Genomic DNA, 16221 nt, shown 5'->3' on the forward strand with positions numbered 1-16221 from the left:
GCCGGTGCCACCGCCGTGGCCCGGCGCCACGGGGCCGCCGGTGGCCCCGGGCAGCCCGGAGCCGGTGCCGCCGGGACGGTTGCCGCCGGGCTTGTTCAGGGAGCCGGTGACGCCGGGCCGGCCGGACCCGGGCGCGGGCCGCGGGCCACCGGACGGGGCCGCGGGCGGCGCGGCGGGAGCCGGACCGCCGGGCGCGCCCGCGCCGTTGGCGGGGTCGCCGCCCGGACCGCCCTTGGGAGCCCCGGACTTGCGCGGGGCGAACCAGTCGCTGGTCTTCTCCTCGGCCTGCGGCGCCGGTTCGGCGGGGGCGGGGGGTTCGACGGTGCCCGTGGCGGCGGCGCCCGGAGCCGGAGCCTCGGCTTCGGGGGCGTCGGCGGACTCGCCGTCCCCGACGGGCTTGCGCACGACGACCGGCGGAATGGGCCGCGATCCGGGGATGTTGATCCGGATCCGGGTGGTCAGCGTGGTCTCGGTCTTGCGTTCCTCCGGCCGAGCGGCCGTACGGCCCGCTTCCGTGCCGCCGCCGGAAGCCGTGGGGGTACCGTACGGCGGCGTGCCCGAGGGGTAAGCGGCTCCGCCGCGCCCGTGGGGCCCGGAGGACGGACTGTCAGTTTCACGACTCAAGGCAGGTTCTCCCGGTTGGCTCCGCCGCCCGCGTACGACCTCACTTTGTTCGGGCGGCTCGGCGGCGCGCACAACCATACTGTCCGCTTCCGGCGCTTATCCCATGACCACTGGGGAAACCCACACGGGACTCGCACGTGCGCGTGACGGCGAAGTGGTACGTCACTTGCCAAGTCGGACGGCCGGGCCCCCGGGTTGCCGTACCGGGCCAAGGGTGGCGCAGATCACAGCCACGGCCATACCGCCGAGCAGGAACAGATACGAGCCGATGCCCGCGGCGAAGACGAAGTCGCCCTCGGGACGGCTGGCGGTGAGCAGGACGACGGCGATCATCCAGCCCGTGGCGGGGGCGATGGCCCCGCCACGGCCGCCGGTCACCCGCGCCCCGCCGAGGAACAGCCCGGCCGCGCCCACGAGGGCGAGCAGCAGCCCGCCCGGGAACCAGGCGGCCTGCACCAGAGCGCCGGCACCGCCGACCAGCGCACCGAGCAGGAAGAGCCCCAGGAAGGCGGCGATCCGCCCCGGGGAGGGGCGGGTCAGGGGCTGGGCCAGCAGGGAGCCGCGCTCCGTCATGACGCCTCCTCGGCGATCCCGGCGAACAGGTCGGCCTCCCGCCCGGCCGCCCTCCCCCGGCCTTCGGCCGGGGCGAGCCCCGTCTCGCTTCGCTCGCCGCGTACCAACTCGTAGTACTCGGTACGGAAGACCGGCTGGGCCAGTTCATTGGAGAGCACGAAGAAGTCGCCGTCGACCGCGATCTGGGTGGCGTGCGCGGCCATCGCGGCGGTCTTGGCGGCGGTGTACGCGTCACCGCCGTCGATCTCGGTGGTGATCCGCTCGTCGTCGACCACGCCGGGTACGTCGTCGAGGGCGGCGGCCTTGCGGAAGGACAGCCGGGGCAGTTCCTGGTGGAGCCGGGCGAAGGCGGCCTCTCCGGCGGCGCGCGGGACGCGGTTCCAGTAGACCTTGGCGGGGGCGCACCCGGCCTCGGCGGCCAGCTCGACGGCGCGCATGGCGACGCGGTGGGCCTGGATGTGGTCGGGGTGGCCGTAGCCGCCGTCGGGGTCGTAGGTGACGAGCACCTGGGGGCGAACCTCCTGGATCACCCGCAGGAGGTGTCCGGCGGCCTCGTCGACGTCCGCCTGCCAGAAGCAGGCCGGGTCGTCGTTGTCGGGCAGGCCCATCATCCCGGAGTCGGCGTAGCGGCCGTCCCCGCCGAGCCGGCGGAAGTCGGTGACGCCCAGCTCGGCCATGGCGGCGGTCAGCTCGCGCAGGCGGTGCGCGCCGAGGGCGGCGCCGGCGAGATGCGCGAGCGCGGGCGGGATGACCTCGCCACGCTCACCGAGGGTGCAGGTGACCAGGGTCACCTGGGCACCCTCGGCCGCGTACCGGGCCATGGTGGCGCCGTTGTTGATCGACTCGTCGTCCGGGTGCGCGTGCACCAGCAGCAGACGCCGGGAGGGCAGGTCCGTCATGGCACCCACCCTAAAGGCGTCAGAACTTGATGCTGCCGATCATGCCCGCGATGTTCGACGTCACCTCGCTGATCGTCGGCGCGACCGTCGAGGAGGCGAGGTAGAAGCCCAGGAGCATGCAGATCACCGCGTGCCCGGCCTTCAGTCCTGACTTCTTGATGAGCAGGAAGACGATGATCGCCAGCAGCACCACCGCCGAAATCGAGAGTGCCACGGCGGCTCACCTCCAAGAACCCGGGGACATGGGAGCAGAGCGGGAGAACGTGTAAAGCCATACAGCAGCCAGCAGGGTCATACCCACGCAGCGCTAGTGATCATAACTATCCGTACGCGCGCATCGTTCGGCGCACAGCCGCACAAGGGGGCGCATGGCCAATATGGTCAGGGCATGACGACCGAGCCTGATTCCTTCCCCCGACGGCACGCGCGGACCCAGCGGTTCACGCTCGGCGCGCCGCGCTCGTTCAGCGTGGCGCCCGACGCGTCGCGCGTCGTGTTCCTGCGCTCGCGTACCGGCACGGACCGGGCGAACGCGCTGTGGGTGCTCGACCTGGCGGACGGCACCGAGCGGGTGGCCGCCGACCCGGGTGTGCTGCTGGGCGGTGCCGCGGAGGACCTCCCGCCGGAGGAGCGGGCGCGTCGCGAGCGCAGCCGGGAGGGTGGGGCCGGCATCGTCGGCTATGCCACCGACACCGCGGTCGAGTTGGCGTCTTTCGCCTTGTCAGGGCGGCTTTTCGCGGCCGAGTTGCGGGCCGGTACGGCGCGTGAACTCACCGCCCCCGGGCCGGTGATCGACCCGCGCCCCTCCCCCGACGGCCGGCTGGTGGCCTACGTGACGGGGGGTGCGCTGCGGGTGGTCGGCGCCGAGGGCGGGGGCGACCGGGTGCTGGCCGAACCGGAATCGGCCGGGGTGTCCTACGGTCTGGCCGAGTTCATCGCGGCCGAGGAGATGGGGCGTTCGCGCGGTTTCTGGTGGGCGCCGGAGTCGGACCGGCTGCTGGTGGCGCGGGTGGACGACACGCCCGTGGAGCGGTGGTGGATCTCCGATCCGGCGCAGCCGAAACGTGACCCACAACACGTGCCGTATCCGGCATCCGGGACGGCCAACGCGGACGTCCGGCTGTTCGTCGTCGACCTCGACGGGGCCCGCACGGAGGTCGTCTGGGACCGGGCCCGCTATCCCTATCTGGCGCGTGTGCACTGGTCAGCGGCGGGTGCGCCGCTGCTCCTGGTCCAGGCGCGGGACCAGCGCAGCCAGCTGTACCTGGCCGTGGACGCGGACACCGGGGCGACCCGGATGGTGCACGCCGACGAAGATCCGATTTGGCTGGATCTTTTCCCTGGGGTGCCGTGCTGGTCGCCCTCCGGGCAGCTGGTGCGGATCGCCGACGAGGGCGGCGCACGCGTGCTGGCGGTGGGTGAACGACCGCTGACCGGAGCGCAGTTGCACGTCCGAGCGGTGCTCGACGTCACGTCCGACGACGTGCTGGTCGCGGCCTCCGCCGGTGCGGAAGCGGAACGGCCGGAGACCGGTGAGGTGCATGTCTACCGGGTCAACGAGCTGGGTGTCGAGCGCCTGTCGGAGGAGCCCGGGGTGCACTCGGCGGTGCGGTCCGGCGAGGTGACCGTGCTGGTGTCGGCGACACTGGAGCGGCCGGGGTCGGTGGTGCGGGTGCTGCGGGACGGGAAGCAGGCCGCGGTCGTCCCGTCGTACGCCGAAGACCCCGGTATGTCCCCGCGCGTGACCCTCACCGAGGGGGGCGCACGACGAATTCCGTGCGCCGTGCTTATGCCACGGGACTACCCCGGTGACACGCCCCTGCCGGTGCTCCTCGACCCCTACGGCGGCCCCCACGGCCCGCGCGTCGTCGCCGCCCACAACGCCCATCTGACCTCGCAGTGGTTCGCCGACCAGGGCTTCGCCGTGGTGGTCGCGGACGGGCGGGGCACCCCGGGCCGCTCGCCCGCCTGGGAGAAGGCGATCCACCAGGACTTCACGGTTTCCCTCGACGACCAGATCGAGGCACTCCAGGATTTGGCTCGGAATCACCCGCTGGATTTGAGCCGGGTGGCCATCCGTGGCTGGTCCTACGGCGGCTGGCTCGCGGGACTGGCGGTGCTGCGCCGCCCGGACGTCTTCCACGCCGGCATCGCGGGGGCGCCGGTGACGGACTGGCGCCTCTACGACACCCACTACACCGAGCGCTACCTGGGTGACCCTGCCGCCTCACCGCAGGCGTACGCGCACAGCTCGCTGGTGACCGACGAGGGCCTGTCCGCCCCCGCCGAGCAGCACCGGCCGCTGATGATCGTGCACGGCACGGCCGACGACAACGTGGTCTTCGCCCACGCCCTGCGCCTGTCCTCGGCCCTCCTGGCGGCCGGCCGCCCGCACGAGGTCCTGCCCCTGTCCGGCGTGACCCACATGACCCCGCAGGAACAGGTCGCCGAGAACCTGCTGCTGCTCCAGGTGGACTTCCTCAAGCGGGCCCTGGGTCTGGCGTAGCGCGGCGGGCACGGCAACGGGCCGGGGCGACATGGCGCGCCCCGGCCCGTCTACGGCACCCGCACGGCCGTACGGTGTTCAGCCTGGCGCGTCCGTATATCGGAACAGGGTCGGGCGAGTTGCCACCGTGTTACTCCGGTTGCTCCGAAGGGACGACGTGCTTCTCCTCCGCGAAGTGGCAGGCGCTCGGGTGGGCTGCGGGGCCGGTGGCGCGGCGGAAGGCCTCCGGGACCGCGAGGGCGGGGACCTCCAGTGCGCAGCGTTCGCGGGCCTTCCAGCAGCGGGTGCGGAAGCGGCAGCCGGAGGGGATGTTCGTGGGGGACGGGACGTCGCCGTGCAGGATGATGCGCTCGCGGTGTTCCCGGGCCTCGGGGTCGGGCACGGGGACGGCGGAGAGCAGTGCCTGCGTGTAGGGGTGCGTGGGGTGGTCGTAGATCTCGGCGTCGCGGCCGGTCTCGACGATCCGGCCCAGGTACATCACCCCGACGCGGTCGGAGATGTGCCGGACGATCGACAGGTCGTGGGCGATGAAGACGTAGGACAGGTCGAACTCGTTCTGCAGGCGTTCCATGAGGTTGATGACCTGGGCCTGCACCGAGACGTCCAGGGCGGAGACCGGTTCGTCCGCCACGATGATCTCGGGGCGCAGCGCCAGGCCGCGGGCGATGCCGATGCGCTGGCGCTGGCCGCCGGAGAACTGGTGCGGGTAGCGGTTGACGTACTCGGGGTTCAGGCCGACCACGTCGAGAAGTTCCTGGACCCTGCGGCGCCGGTCGCCCTTGGGGGCCACCTCGGGGTGGATGTCGAAGGGCTCGCCGATGATGTCGCCGACCGTCATCCGCGGGTTGAGCGAGGTGTACGGATCCTGGAAGACCATCTGGATGTTGCGGCGCACGGCCCGCAGGGCGCGGCCGGAGAGCCGGGTGACGTCCTCGCCCTTGTACAGGATCGCGCCGGACGTCGGCCGCTCCAGGTTGACCAGCATCCTGGCGACCGTGGACTTGCCGCAGCCGGACTCCCCGACGATGCCCAGGGTCTCGCCCCGGTCGAGGGTGAAGTCCACCCCGTCGACGGCCTTGACCGCGCCGACCTGCTTCTTGAACAGGACGCCCCGCATCAGCGGGTAGTGCTTGACCAGCCGGCGCGCCTCCAGGATCGGCTCAGCCATCCAGGCACTCCCTCCAGAAGTGGCAGGCGCTGCCCCGCTCCCCGTCCACCTCGTAAAGGGGTGGTACGTCGGTGCGGCACACGTCCTGGGCCATCGGGCAGCGGGGGTGGAAGGGGCAGCCGGAGGGGATGTGCAGCAGGTTGGGCGGCAGGCCCTTGATGGCGTACAGCTCCTGGCCCTTCTGGTCCAGGCGCGGGACCGAGTCGAGCAGACCGCGCGTGTAGGGGTGGGCGGGGGCCTTGTAGATGTCGTGGACCGGTGCCGACTCGACGATCTTCCCCGCGTACATGACGGCGATCCGGTCCGCCACGTCCGCGACCACGCCGAGGTCGTGGGTGATGAGGATCAGGCCCATCCGGTACTCGCGCCGGAGTTCCGCCAGCAGGTCCATGACCTGGGCCTGGACCGTCACGTCCAGCGCGGTCGTCGGTTCGTCGGCGATGATCAGGGCCGGTTCCAGGGCCATCGCCATGGCGATCATGATGCGCTGGCGCATACCGCCGGAGAACTGGTGCGGATACTGCCGCACCCGCTCCTTGGCGCCCGGGATGCGCACCCGGTCCATCAGCTCCACGGCCTTGGCGCGGGCGTCCTTCCTCGACATGCCCCGGTGGACGACGAACATCTCACCGAGCTGGTCGCCCACGGTCAGCACCGGGTTCAGCGAGGACAGCGCGTCCTGGAAGATCATCGCCATCCCCGCGCCGCGCACCTCGCGGCGCTCGGACTCCTTCAGCTTCAGCAGGTCACGGCCCTGGAAGAGGATCTCGCCGCCGGTGATCCGGCCCGGCGGCATGTCGAGGATGCCCATGACGGCCTGTGCGGTGACGGACTTGCCGGAGCCGGACTCGCCGAGTACGGCGAGCGTCTCGCCCGCGTCGACGCGGTAGGTGACGCCGTTGACGGCCCGGGCGATCCCGTCCCGGGTGCGGAACTCCACGTGCAGGTCGCGCACTTCGAGGAGCACGTCTCACCTCAGCTTCGGGTCGAGGGCGTCGCGCACCGCGTCGCCGAGCATGATGAAGGCCAGGACGGTGAGCGCGAGGGCGCCGGAGGGCCAGAGCAGGGCGTGGGGCGCGTTGCGGATGTACGGGGAGGCGGCGGAGATGTCGATGCCCCAGGAGACGCTGGGCGGTTTCAGGCCGACGCCGAGGTAGGACAGGGTGGCCTCCAGGGCGATGTACGTGCCGAGCGCGATGGTCGCGACGACGATCACCGGGGCGACCGCGTTGGGCGCGATGTGCCGCAGCAGCATCCGGGAGTTGGAGGCGCCGAGGGCGCGGGCGGCCTGGACGTAGTCGTTCTGCTTGGCGGTGATGACCGAGCCGCGGGCGATCCGGGAGATCTGCGGCCAGCCCAGCAGCACCATGAAGCCGATGACCGGCCAGATGCTGTTGCTGGTGACCACGGAGAGCAGGACCAGACCGCCGAGGACGACCGGGATGGCGAAGAAGACGTCGGTGACGCGGGAGAGGAGCGCGTCCCACACGCCGCCGAAGAACCCGGCGAGTCCGCCCAGCACGCTGCCCAGGACCGCCACCCCGAGCGTCGCGCAGACGCCGACCGCGACGGAGGTGCGGGCGCCGTAGACGGTGCGGGTGTACACGTCGCAGCCCTGGCCGTTGAAGCCGAAGGGGTGGCCGGCCTGGGAGCCCTCCTGGGCCTTGGCGAGGTCGCACTGCAGGGGGTTGCCGGAGGCGATCAGGGAGGGCCACAGGGAGATCACGACCAGGAAGAGGATGACCAGCCCGGAGAGGATGAAGACCGGGTTGCGGCGCAGGTCGTGCCAGGCGTCGGACCACAGGGAGCGGGGTCTGCCCGCCGGGCGTTCCGTGCCGTCGGGGCCCCTGGGCATCTTCTCGAGGGTGACCGCCTCGCTCGCCGCCAGGTCCATCTGGCCGCCCATGCCGGTGCCGGCGATGGCGCGCTCGGGCTCGTAGGGCTCGTCAGGCATAGCGGATCCTCGGGTCGAGTACGGCGTACAGGAGGTCGACGAGGAGGTTGGCGACCAGGAAGACCAGGACGAGGACGGTCACGAAGCCGACCACGGTCTGGGTGTTCTGGCGGAGGATGCCCTGGTAGAGCTGGTAGCCGACGCCGTGGATGTTGAAGATCCGCTCGGTGACGATCGCGCCGCCCATCAGCGCGCCGACGTCGGTGCCGATGAAGGTGACGACCGGGATGAGGGAGTTGCGCAGCAGGTGCCGGGTGACGACCCGGTGCCGGGGCAGGCCCTTGGCGATGGCTGTGCGGACGTAGTCGGAGCGCTTGTTCTCGGCGATGGAGGTGCGGGTCAGCCGGGTGACGTAGGCGAGGGAGACGGAGGCAAGGACCAGACCGGGGACGATCAGCTCCCCGAAGCCGGCCTCCGGGGACACGGACGGTTTGATCCAGCCCCACTCGACCCCGAGCAGCAGCTGGAGCAGCAGGCCGGTGACGAAGGTGGGGACGGAGATGACCACCAGGGTGACGAGCAGGACCGTGGTGTCGACGGGGCGGCCGCGGCGCAGGCCGGTGACGACGCCGAGGGTGATGCCGATGACGATCTCGAACAGGATCGCCACGATGGTGAGCCTGATGGTGACCGGGAAGGCGGAGCCCATCAGCTCGGTGACCGGCTGGCCGTTGAACGCGGTGCCGAAGTCGCCGGTGAAGACGTTGCCCATGTAGGTCAGGTATTGCTGCCAGACCGGCTTGTCGAGTCCGAACTCCGCTCTGAGCTGGGCGGCCGTGGCCGGGTCGCACCGCCGGTCGCCGCACAGGCCCGCGATGGGGTCGCCCATCACGTTCACCATGAGGAAGATCAGCAGCGTGGCCCCGACGAAGACGGGGATCATCTGGAGCAGCCGCCGGAGGACGTACCGTCCCATGGCGCCGCCTCAGCCGACCTTGATCTGGTCGTACACCGGGACGCTGAACGGGTTGAGCCTCACGTCGGACAGCCGCTCCGAGTAGCCGGCACTGCCGTTCTGGTACCAGAGCGGGATGGCGGCCATGTTGTCCCGGACGACCTCCTCGGCCTGCTGGAACCTCTCGACGGCCGCGGCGGTGTCGTCCTCGGCGTTGGCCTCGTCGACGAGCTTGTCGAACTCGGCGTTCGACCACTTTCCGTCGTTGGAGGAGCCGTTGGTGTAGTACAGCGGCTGGAGGAAGTTCTGGATGAGCGGGTAGTCCATCTGCCAGCCCGCCCGGAACGGCCCGGTCATCTTGTTCTCGGTGATCTGCTTGCGGAAGTCGGCGAAGGTGCCGACGGGGTTGCCGACGCAGGCCCGGTCGTTGTCGAGGGCGTTGTTGACGGAGTTGCAGACCGCGTCGACCCAGTCCTTGTGGGAGCCGGTGTCCGCGTTGTAGGCGATCCTGACCTGGCCGCCGGGGAGCCCGCCGCCCTCCTGGATGAGCTTCTTCGCCTCGTCCGGCCGGTACTCGCAGGCGTCCCCGCACAGCCCCGCCTTGTAGCCGCCGTCCGCACCGAGCACCGGGGAGGTCCAGTCGGTGGCGGGTGTGCGGGTCTTCTGGAAGATCGTCTCGGTGATCTGCTCGCGGTCGATGGCCATGGAGAGGCCCTTGCGGACCTTGTCCATGCCTTCCTTGCCCCAGTTCTTGTCGTAGTACGGGAAGGCCAGGGTCTGGATGATGCCGGCGGGGGTGTTGAGGTAGCGGTCGCCGAGGTCGCTTCGGACGTTGCGGAGCTGGGCGGCGGGGACGTCGTCGACCAGATCGAGGTTGCCGGCCATGAGGTCGGTGTAGGCGGTGTTGTTGTCGGTGTAGACCTTGAGGTCGACGCCGCCGTTCTGCGCCTTGTCCGGGCCGGGGTACTCCTCCCACTTGCGCAGGGACATCTGGGAGCCCCGGGTGTACGACTGAACGGTGTAGGGGCCGTTTCCGACCGGTTTGGCCAGCCAGGCGTCGTGGTCGTCGAAGAAGGCGCGGGGCAGCGGGACGTAGGCGTTGTAGCCGAGGGTGTCGGGGAAGGTGGACCACTTCTGGGCGAGGGCGACGGTGAAGGTGCGCTCGCCGGTGACCTTCAGCCCGGAGAGCGTGTCGGCGCTCTGCTCGCCCTTCTCCGGGTGGACCTTGTCGTAGCCCTGGATGTAGCTGAAGAAGTACGCGTTGCGCTGGTTGTTCTTCAGGGCGGCGCCGTAGTTCCAGGCGTCGACGAAGGACTTCGCCGTCACTTTCTCGCCATTGCTGAAGGTCCAGCCGTCCTTGACGGTGATGGTGAAGTTCTGCTGGTCGGTGGTCTCGATCTTCTCGGCGAGCATGTCCTCGGCCGCGCCGGTCTCCGGGTCGTACCGCTTGAGCCCGCGGAAGACCATGTCGAGCACCTTGCCGCCCTGCACCTCGTTGGTGTTGGCCGGCTCCAGCGGGTTCTGCGGGTCACCCCAGGAGGAACTCAGCACCTCGCCGCCCGCACCACCACCGCCGTCGCCACCGCCCCCGCAGGCGGTCGCCGCGAGGGCGGCCGCCGTCGCGCATGCGACCCACTTGGCGTGCGTGGCTCCGCGCATGGTGTGCCTCCTCTGCCCCAGCGGACCGGTGCTCGGACCCGGCTGTTGCGTTGTCGGGAAATGCCTCGTCGTTATCGGCAAATATCGACCCGTACCGCACATACCGCACATGCACTCGGCCCTTTGGGGGGATCTCACCCCCCGGCCGCCCGGCCGCCGAAGTGGATCTTCGAAATTGGCGCAACAGATCGACGGCATCCGATGCCGAACCGTTGAAAAGTGACGCGGGGATGTACGCATTTCGACACCCTGGCGTCCGCATATCGAACGCATCGCCCGTTTCGCCGGATTGACCCCATGTAAGACACGACTTGATCACGGATGCGCTACCCGCGTAGCTACGGAACGATCAAGCGGAGGTAAAGAAGGTAAAGAGACAGCCAAGCCAGGCCGGAATTTGTTGACCTTGAATGAATTGCGTTGAAAAAGTCCCGCGTAGCCCGTAGGGGAGCGCCCTGCGGAGTCACTCAGACCCTCCCTTGGGCCAGGAGCACCATGACCCCCCCAACTGCATCCGCGGCTGCCCCGCTTGAGGTGACCGACGAGAGCGCCGAGAAGTCGACCACTTCTCCCGCCCCGAACCCCAGCGAGAGCCGCTCCCCCGGCCAGCTGGCGTGGCGTCGCTTCAAGCGCGACCGCACGGGCGTCATATCCGCCTGCATCGTGATCTTCTTCTTCGTGATCGCGCTGTGCGCGCCGCTGATCTCCGCGCTCTACGGCAAGGACCCGTACACCCAGTACGGCCAGGAGATCCCCGGACTGCTCAATGACGCGGGCTTCCCCATCAAGGCCAACGGTGGCATCGACGGCGACTTCTGGTTCGGCGTCGAGCCCGCCATGGGCCGCGACGTCTTCACCTTCCTGATCTACGGCATCCGCACGTCGCTGCTGATCGCGACCGCCACCACGGTGCTGGTCACGCTGATCGGCGTGATCGTCGGCATCACCGCCGGCTACCTCGGCGGCCGCACCGACTTCCTCATCGGCCGGGTCATCGACGTCCTGCTGTCGTTCCCGTCCACCCTGTTCTTCATCGCCTTCATGCCGGTCGTCTACGGCCTCTTCGTCGCGCCGGACGAGGAGATCCCGACCTCACTGCGGGCCACCTGCCTGATCCTCGTCCTCACGGCCTTCGGCTGGGCCTCCATCGCCCGGCTGCTGCGCGGCCAGGTGCTGGCCCTGCGCGAGCGCGAGTTCGTGGAAGCCGCGAAGGTGACCGGCGCATCGCCGGCCCGGATCATCTTCAAGGAGCTGCTGCCCAACCTGTGGACGCCGATCCTGATCCAGTCCACGCTGATGCTCCCGGCGTTCGTCACCGCCGAAGCGGGCCTGGCCTTCCTCGGTGTCGGCATCATCGACCCGACCCCCGACTGGGGCGTGATGATCCAGCGCGGTGCCACGTTCTACACGGACGACATCACCTTCATGATCTTCCCGGGCGTGTCGATGATCATCTTCGTCCTCGCGTTCAACCTGCTCGGCGACTCCGTCCGTGACGCCCTGGACCCCAAGTCAAAGCGCTGATCCACGGCACCGAGCACCCGCACCAACCCCCCGCCCGGTCACCGCTGCCCGGCGAGCTGCACCTTCGACCAACCCTTTACCCCTAGGCAGGTAAGCCATGTCCTTCTCCCGCAGAAACTTCCTCATAGCCACGGGTGTGGCGGCCGGCTCCACCATGGCGCTGAGCGCCTGCTCCAGCGGCAACGCGGGCGGCAACAGCGCGAGCAAGGCCCCGTCGATGGACAAGGCCGAGGCCGCCACCATCACCGTCGGCACCAAGGCCGACTCCCAGGGCCCGGCCCCGGAGATGCCCGGTGCGAAGAAGGGCGGCACGCTCTACACGCTGGACCAGATCGACTTCGACCACCTGGACCCGGCCCAGATCTACTCGTCGTACACCGGCGCGGGCGCGGTGCTGTTCCTGCGCGGTCTGACCGGCTACCGCGTCGACTCCAAGGGCAACACCACCCTGGTCGGCGACCTGGCCACCGACGCGGGCACCATGAAGGACGGCGGCAAGACCTGGTCCTTCACGCTGAAGGACGGCATCAAGTGGGAGGACGGCGCGGTCGTCACCATCGAGGACGTCCGCCACACCTTCGAGCGTCTGTTCGCCGACTTCGTCACCGAGGGCCCGCGCTACCCGCAGAACTGGCTCGAGGGCGGTGACAAGTACAAGGGCCCGTACGAGGGCAAGCACCTGAAGTCCATCGAGGTCTCCGGCAACACCATCACCTTCCGCCTGAAGGAGGGCCACGCCGACTTCAACTACATGCTGGCCATGCGCGGCTTCGCGATCGTGCCGAAGAAGCACGACACGCAGAAGAAGTACGACAAGCGCCCGTACTCCTGCGGCCCGTACAAGATCGAGAGCCGCAGCATCGACAAGTCCCTCACCCTGGTGCGCAACGAGCACTGGGAGGCCGGCAAGGACCCGGTCCGCAACGGCTACCCGGACAAGATCGTCATGCAGTTCGGCTACCAGTCGCTGGCCTCCACCGACCGGTACATCGCCGACCGCGGCAACGACCAGTTCGCCCTGTCGCTGCTGAACGAGGTCGCCTCCGAGCGCGTCCAGAAGGTCATGGGCGACGCCAAGCTGAAGCAGCGCGTGATGACCCAGGTCGACACCACCTGCTTCTACTTCCCGATCAACATGACCCGGATCAAGGACCAGAAGGTCCGCCAGGCCATCAACTGGGCCTGGCCGGCGCAGCAGCTGAAGCAGCAGCGCGGTGGCTCCCAGGTCACCGAGACGGCGACCACCATCATCTCGCCGCTCACCCCGGGTCACACCGACTTCGACCTGTACGGCAAGAAGACCAAGCCGATGGGTGACCCGGAGAAGGCCAAGGCGCTGCTGAAGGAGGCCGGCAAGGAGGGCCAGAAGCTGGTCATCGCCTTCCAGCAGTCCGACAAGGCCGTGAAGGAAGCCGTCACCATCAAGAACGCCCTGGAGAAGGCGGGCTTCAAGGTGGTGACCAAGCAGGTCGACAAGACCACCTTCTACAGCGAGATCGGCCAGCTCGACAACGAGTTCGACCTCTTCGCGGCGGGCTGGGGCCCGGACTGGCCGGCCGGCTACGCGGTGATCTTCCCCTGCTGGGACGGCAGCCAGATCTCCGAGGGCGGCGTGAACTGGGCGCAGCTGAACGACACCGGCGTCAACAAGGCGATCGCCGCGGCGTCCGTCGAGACCGACCCGGAGAAGGCCAACAAGGCCTGGGGCGAGATCGACCGCCAGATCATGGAGCTGGCGGCCTGCGTTCCCGACTACCACCCGATCCGGAACTACTTCTACGGTTCCAAGGTCGGCGGCGTGGTCTGGAACGCCGGTGACACCGCCATCGCCCTCGGCAAGGTCTTCGTCAAGGCCTGACGCACTCTCGGGGCGGCGGACCACTCAGCGGTCCGCCGCCCCGGCCCCGTCCACGCTCCCCACGCCCCGGCGACGGCGCCCCGTCCGGAAAGTCCGCACCCATGTTCCGATTCCTGATCCGCCGAGTGATCGGCGCACTCGTCATTCTGCTGGTCATCAGCGCCGTCACCTTCTTCCTCTTCTACGCGATTCCGCGCGACCCGGCCCGCATGGCCTGCGGCAAGGTCTGTGACGCGGAGCTGCTGGAACAGGTGCGGGTGAACCTGGGGATCGCCGATCCCATGCCGGTCCAGTACTGGCACTGGCTCCAGGGCATCTTCGTGGGCCGTGACTACACGGGCATCGGGCACTGCAACGCCCCCTGCCTCGGTTACTCGTTCACCAACAGTGAGCCCGTCTTCGAGACGATCAAGACGGACCTGCCCACCACCATCTCGCTGGCCCTCGGCGCTGCCTTCTTCTTCCTGATCATCGGTGTCGGCGCGGGCATGATCGCCGCGGTCAAGCAGGGCACCTGGATGGACAAGACCGCCAGCTCCCTGTCGCTGCTCGGATCCTCGCTCCAGATCTACTTCGTCGGCTACATCGCCATGTTCTTCCTGGTGCAGCAGCTCGGCGTGCTGGACCCGCCGTCGTACACGCCGTTCACCGAGAACCCCGGCGCCTGGGTCTCGGGGCTGCTGCTGCCGTGGCTCGTGCTGTCGATCATCTTCACGGCGAACTACACTCGCATGACCCGCTCGCAGCTGGTCGAGCAGCTGAGCGAGGACTACGTGCGCACGGCCCGGGCCAAGGGTCTGTCCGGCCGCAACGTCTTCTTCCGCTTCGCCTGGCGCGGGGCCATGGGGCCGATCGTGACGATCTTCGGTATCGACATGGGCACCCTGATCGGCGGCGCGATCATCACCGAGTCCACGTTCAGCCTCCAGGGGCTCGGCACCCGGGCGGTGCGCGCGGTCACCGACAGCGACCTGCCCATGCTCCTCGGCGTGACCGTCGTCGCCGCGACGGCGATCGTGTTCGCCAACATCCTCGTGGACCTCGTCTACGCCCTCATCGACCCGCGTATCCGGCTCGCCTGACCCGGTCCCACCAGCTAGCCCCGGCATCACCCCCCTCAGGAGCGTCCCCGTGACGAGCACCGACCAGCAGCCCTTCCTGTCCGTCAGGGACCTGAAGGTCCACTTCTCCACCGAAGACGGCATCGTCAAGGCCGTCGACGGTCTCTCCTTCGACCTGGCGAAGGGACAGACGCTCGGCATCGTGGGCGAGTCGGGCTCCGGCAAGTCCGTCACCAACCTGGCGATCCTCGGCCTGCACGACCGCAAGCGCACCAGCCTCGACGGGGAGATCCTGCTCGACGGCAAGGAGCTGCTGACCGCGACCGAGCGGGAGCTGGAGAAGCTGCGCGGCAACAAGATGGCGATGATCTTCCAGGACGCCCTGGCCTCGCTGTCGCCGTACCACACCGTGGGCCGGCAGATCGCCGAGACGTACCGCAAGCACACCGGTGCCTCCAAGCAGGAGGCCCGGGCGCGGGCGGTCGAGATGCTGCGCCGGGTCGGCATCCCGCAGCCGGACATCCGGGTGGACGACTACCCGCACCAGTTCTCCGGCGGTATGCGCCAGCGCGCGATGATCGCGATGGCGCTGGTCTGCGACCCCGAGCTGCTGATCGCCGACGAGCCGACCACCGCGCTCGACGTGACCGTGCAGGCGCAGATCATGGACCTGCTCAAGGACCTCCAGCAGGAGTTCGGCACCTCGATCATCTTCATCACCCACGACCTGGGTGTGATCGCGGACATCGCCGACGACGTGCTGGTGATGTACGGCGGCCGGTGTGTGGAGCGCGGCACCAAGAAGGAGGTGCTGCGCACCCCGCGGCACCCCTACACCTGGGGTCTGCTGGGCTCCATGCCGAGCCTGGACCACCCGGTCGACGTGCCGCTGAACCCGATCCCGGGCTCGCCGCCGTCGCTGCTCAACCCGCCGTCGGGGTGCCGTTTCCACCCGCGCTGCGCGTTCACGGAGAAGGTCGCTGGCGGCCTGTGCGCCACCGAGCGGCCGGTCCTCGACGTGGTGGACGGCCGCGGCTCCGCCTGCCACCTCACCGCCGAGCAGCGGGCCGACTTCCTCGCCGACCTCGCCGGCTCCCGGCAGAACTGACGTACGAGAGACGGGATTTCACGATCATGAGCAACACGAACCCCCTCCTGGACGTCAAGGGCCTGACGAAGCACTTCCCGGTGATGGGCGGCTTCCCGATCAAGCGGAAGGTCGGCGCGGTCCAGGCCGTCGACGGTCTCGACTTCCAGGTGCACGCGGGCGAGAGCCTGGGCCTGGTGGGCGAGTCGGGCTGCGGCAAGTCGACGACGGGCCGGCTGATCACGCGGCTCATGGAGCCGACCGCGGGCACGATCTCGTACCAGGGCCAGGACATCACCCACGCCGGCCGCAAGCAACTGGCGCCGGTCCGCTCCGAGATCCAGATGATCTTCCAGGACCCCTATGCGTCGCTGAACCCGCGGCACACGGTCGGCAAGATCATCTCTGGTCCG

14 protein-coding genes and 1 pseudogene are annotated in these 16221 nt (G+C 69.4%); 6 read left to right on the top strand and 9 right to left on the bottom strand.

The features are described from left to right. The 4 genes and pseudogenes from CCN42_RS28470 to CCN42_RS28485 all read right to left on the bottom strand — a co-directional run. Nucleotides 1-624, bottom strand: a pseudogene (locus CCN42_RS28470) (hypothetical protein); the annotation flags it as partial. Between the two features lie 162 nt (nt 625-786). Continuing rightward, complete coding sequence (locus tag CCN42_RS28475) at nt 787-1197, bottom strand: DUF6113 family protein (RefSeq protein ID WP_086739902.1); 411 nt, start codon at nt 1195-1197, stop codon at nt 787-789. Then, nucleotides 1194-2096: an N-acetyl-1-D-myo-inositol-2-amino-2-deoxy-alpha-D-glucopyranoside deacetylase gene (mshB, locus tag CCN42_RS28480; RefSeq protein ID WP_086739904.1), complete on the bottom strand. Its 903-nt coding sequence runs from the start codon at nt 2094-2096 to the stop codon at nt 1194-1196. The genes CCN42_RS28475 and mshB overlap by 4 nt, the downstream gene beginning before the upstream one ends. Before the next feature lie 19 nt (nt 2097-2115). Then, entirely contained in the window at nt 2116-2310 is a 195-nt protein-coding gene (locus CCN42_RS28485) for a hypothetical protein (RefSeq protein ID WP_043503865.1), read from the bottom strand. 174 nt (nt 2311-2484) lie between these two features. On the opposite strand from CCN42_RS28485, the gene CCN42_RS28490 reads away from it, so the two are divergent. Continuing rightward, nucleotides 2485-4602 carry a S9 family peptidase gene (locus CCN42_RS28490; RefSeq protein WP_086739906.1) on the top strand — a complete coding sequence of 706 codons (2118 nt, stop codon included), beginning with the start codon at nt 2485-2487 and terminating at the stop codon, nt 4600-4602. A gap of 130 nt (nt 4603-4732) precedes the next feature. Here the strand turns inward: CCN42_RS28490 and CCN42_RS28495 are convergent, their stop codons facing one another. Genes CCN42_RS28495 through CCN42_RS28515 form a run of 5 tightly spaced genes read right to left on the bottom strand, consistent with a single transcriptional unit; the run spans nt 4733 to nt 10278 of the window. Then, the gene (locus CCN42_RS28495) at nt 4733-5770 is read right to left on the bottom strand and encodes an ABC transporter ATP-binding protein (RefSeq protein ID WP_086739908.1); all 1038 of its coding nucleotides are present in this window, start codon (nt 5768-5770) and stop codon (nt 4733-4735) included. Next, on the bottom strand, nt 5763-6737 hold the full coding sequence (locus CCN42_RS28500) for an ABC transporter ATP-binding protein (protein ID WP_086739909.1): 975 nt from the start codon (nt 6735-6737) through the stop codon (nt 5763-5765). Before CCN42_RS28500 ends, CCN42_RS28495 begins: the two co-directional genes overlap by 8 nt. Before the next feature lie 3 nt (nt 6738-6740). Then, nucleotides 6741-7724 carry an ABC transporter permease gene (locus tag CCN42_RS28505; protein ID WP_086739911.1) on the bottom strand — a complete coding sequence of 328 codons (984 nt, stop codon included), beginning with the start codon at nt 7722-7724 and terminating at the stop codon, nt 6741-6743. After that, nucleotides 7717-8640 (bottom strand): ABC transporter permease, encoded by a 924-nt coding sequence (locus CCN42_RS28510; protein ID WP_086168455.1) that lies wholly within the window; start codon nt 8638-8640, stop codon nt 7717-7719. Before CCN42_RS28510 ends, CCN42_RS28505 begins: the two co-directional genes overlap by 8 nt. Before the next feature lie 9 nt (nt 8641-8649). Further along, a complete protein-coding gene (locus CCN42_RS28515; RefSeq protein ID WP_086739912.1) occupies nt 8650-10278 on the bottom strand; it encodes a peptide ABC transporter substrate-binding protein in 1629 nt (542 codons plus the stop codon). A gap of 534 nt (nt 10279-10812) precedes the next feature. Between CCN42_RS28515 and CCN42_RS28520 the strand changes: the two genes are divergently transcribed. The 5 genes from CCN42_RS28520 to CCN42_RS28540 all read left to right on the top strand — a co-directional run. Then, on the top strand, nt 10813-11802 hold the full coding sequence (locus CCN42_RS28520) for an ABC transporter permease (protein WP_422641199.1): 990 nt from the start codon (nt 10813-10815) through the stop codon (nt 11800-11802). Nucleotides 11803-11899: 97 nt separating this feature from the next. Beyond that, nucleotides 11900-13660 carry an ABC transporter substrate-binding protein gene (locus CCN42_RS28525; RefSeq protein ID WP_086739915.1) on the top strand — a complete coding sequence of 587 codons (1761 nt, stop codon included), beginning with the start codon at nt 11900-11902 and terminating at the stop codon, nt 13658-13660. Nucleotides 13661-13761: 101 nt separating this feature from the next. Next, the gene (locus CCN42_RS28530) at nt 13762-14742 is read left to right on the top strand and encodes an ABC transporter permease (protein ID WP_086739917.1); all 981 of its coding nucleotides are present in this window, start codon (nt 13762-13764) and stop codon (nt 14740-14742) included. 49 nt (nt 14743-14791) lie between these two features. Then, a complete protein-coding gene (locus tag CCN42_RS28535; RefSeq protein WP_086739918.1) occupies nt 14792-15829 on the top strand; it encodes an ABC transporter ATP-binding protein in 1038 nt (345 codons plus the stop codon). Between the two features lie 26 nt (nt 15830-15855). Continuing rightward, a partial coding sequence (locus CCN42_RS28540; protein ID WP_143662037.1) for an ATP-binding cassette domain-containing protein occupies nt 15856-16221 on the top strand: 366 nt, incomplete at its 3' end.

The sequence above is a fragment of the Streptomyces glaucescens genome, assembly GCF_002154375.1.
Taxonomy (GTDB): domain Bacteria; phylum Actinomycetota; class Actinomycetes; order Streptomycetales; family Streptomycetaceae; genus Streptomyces; species Streptomyces glaucescens.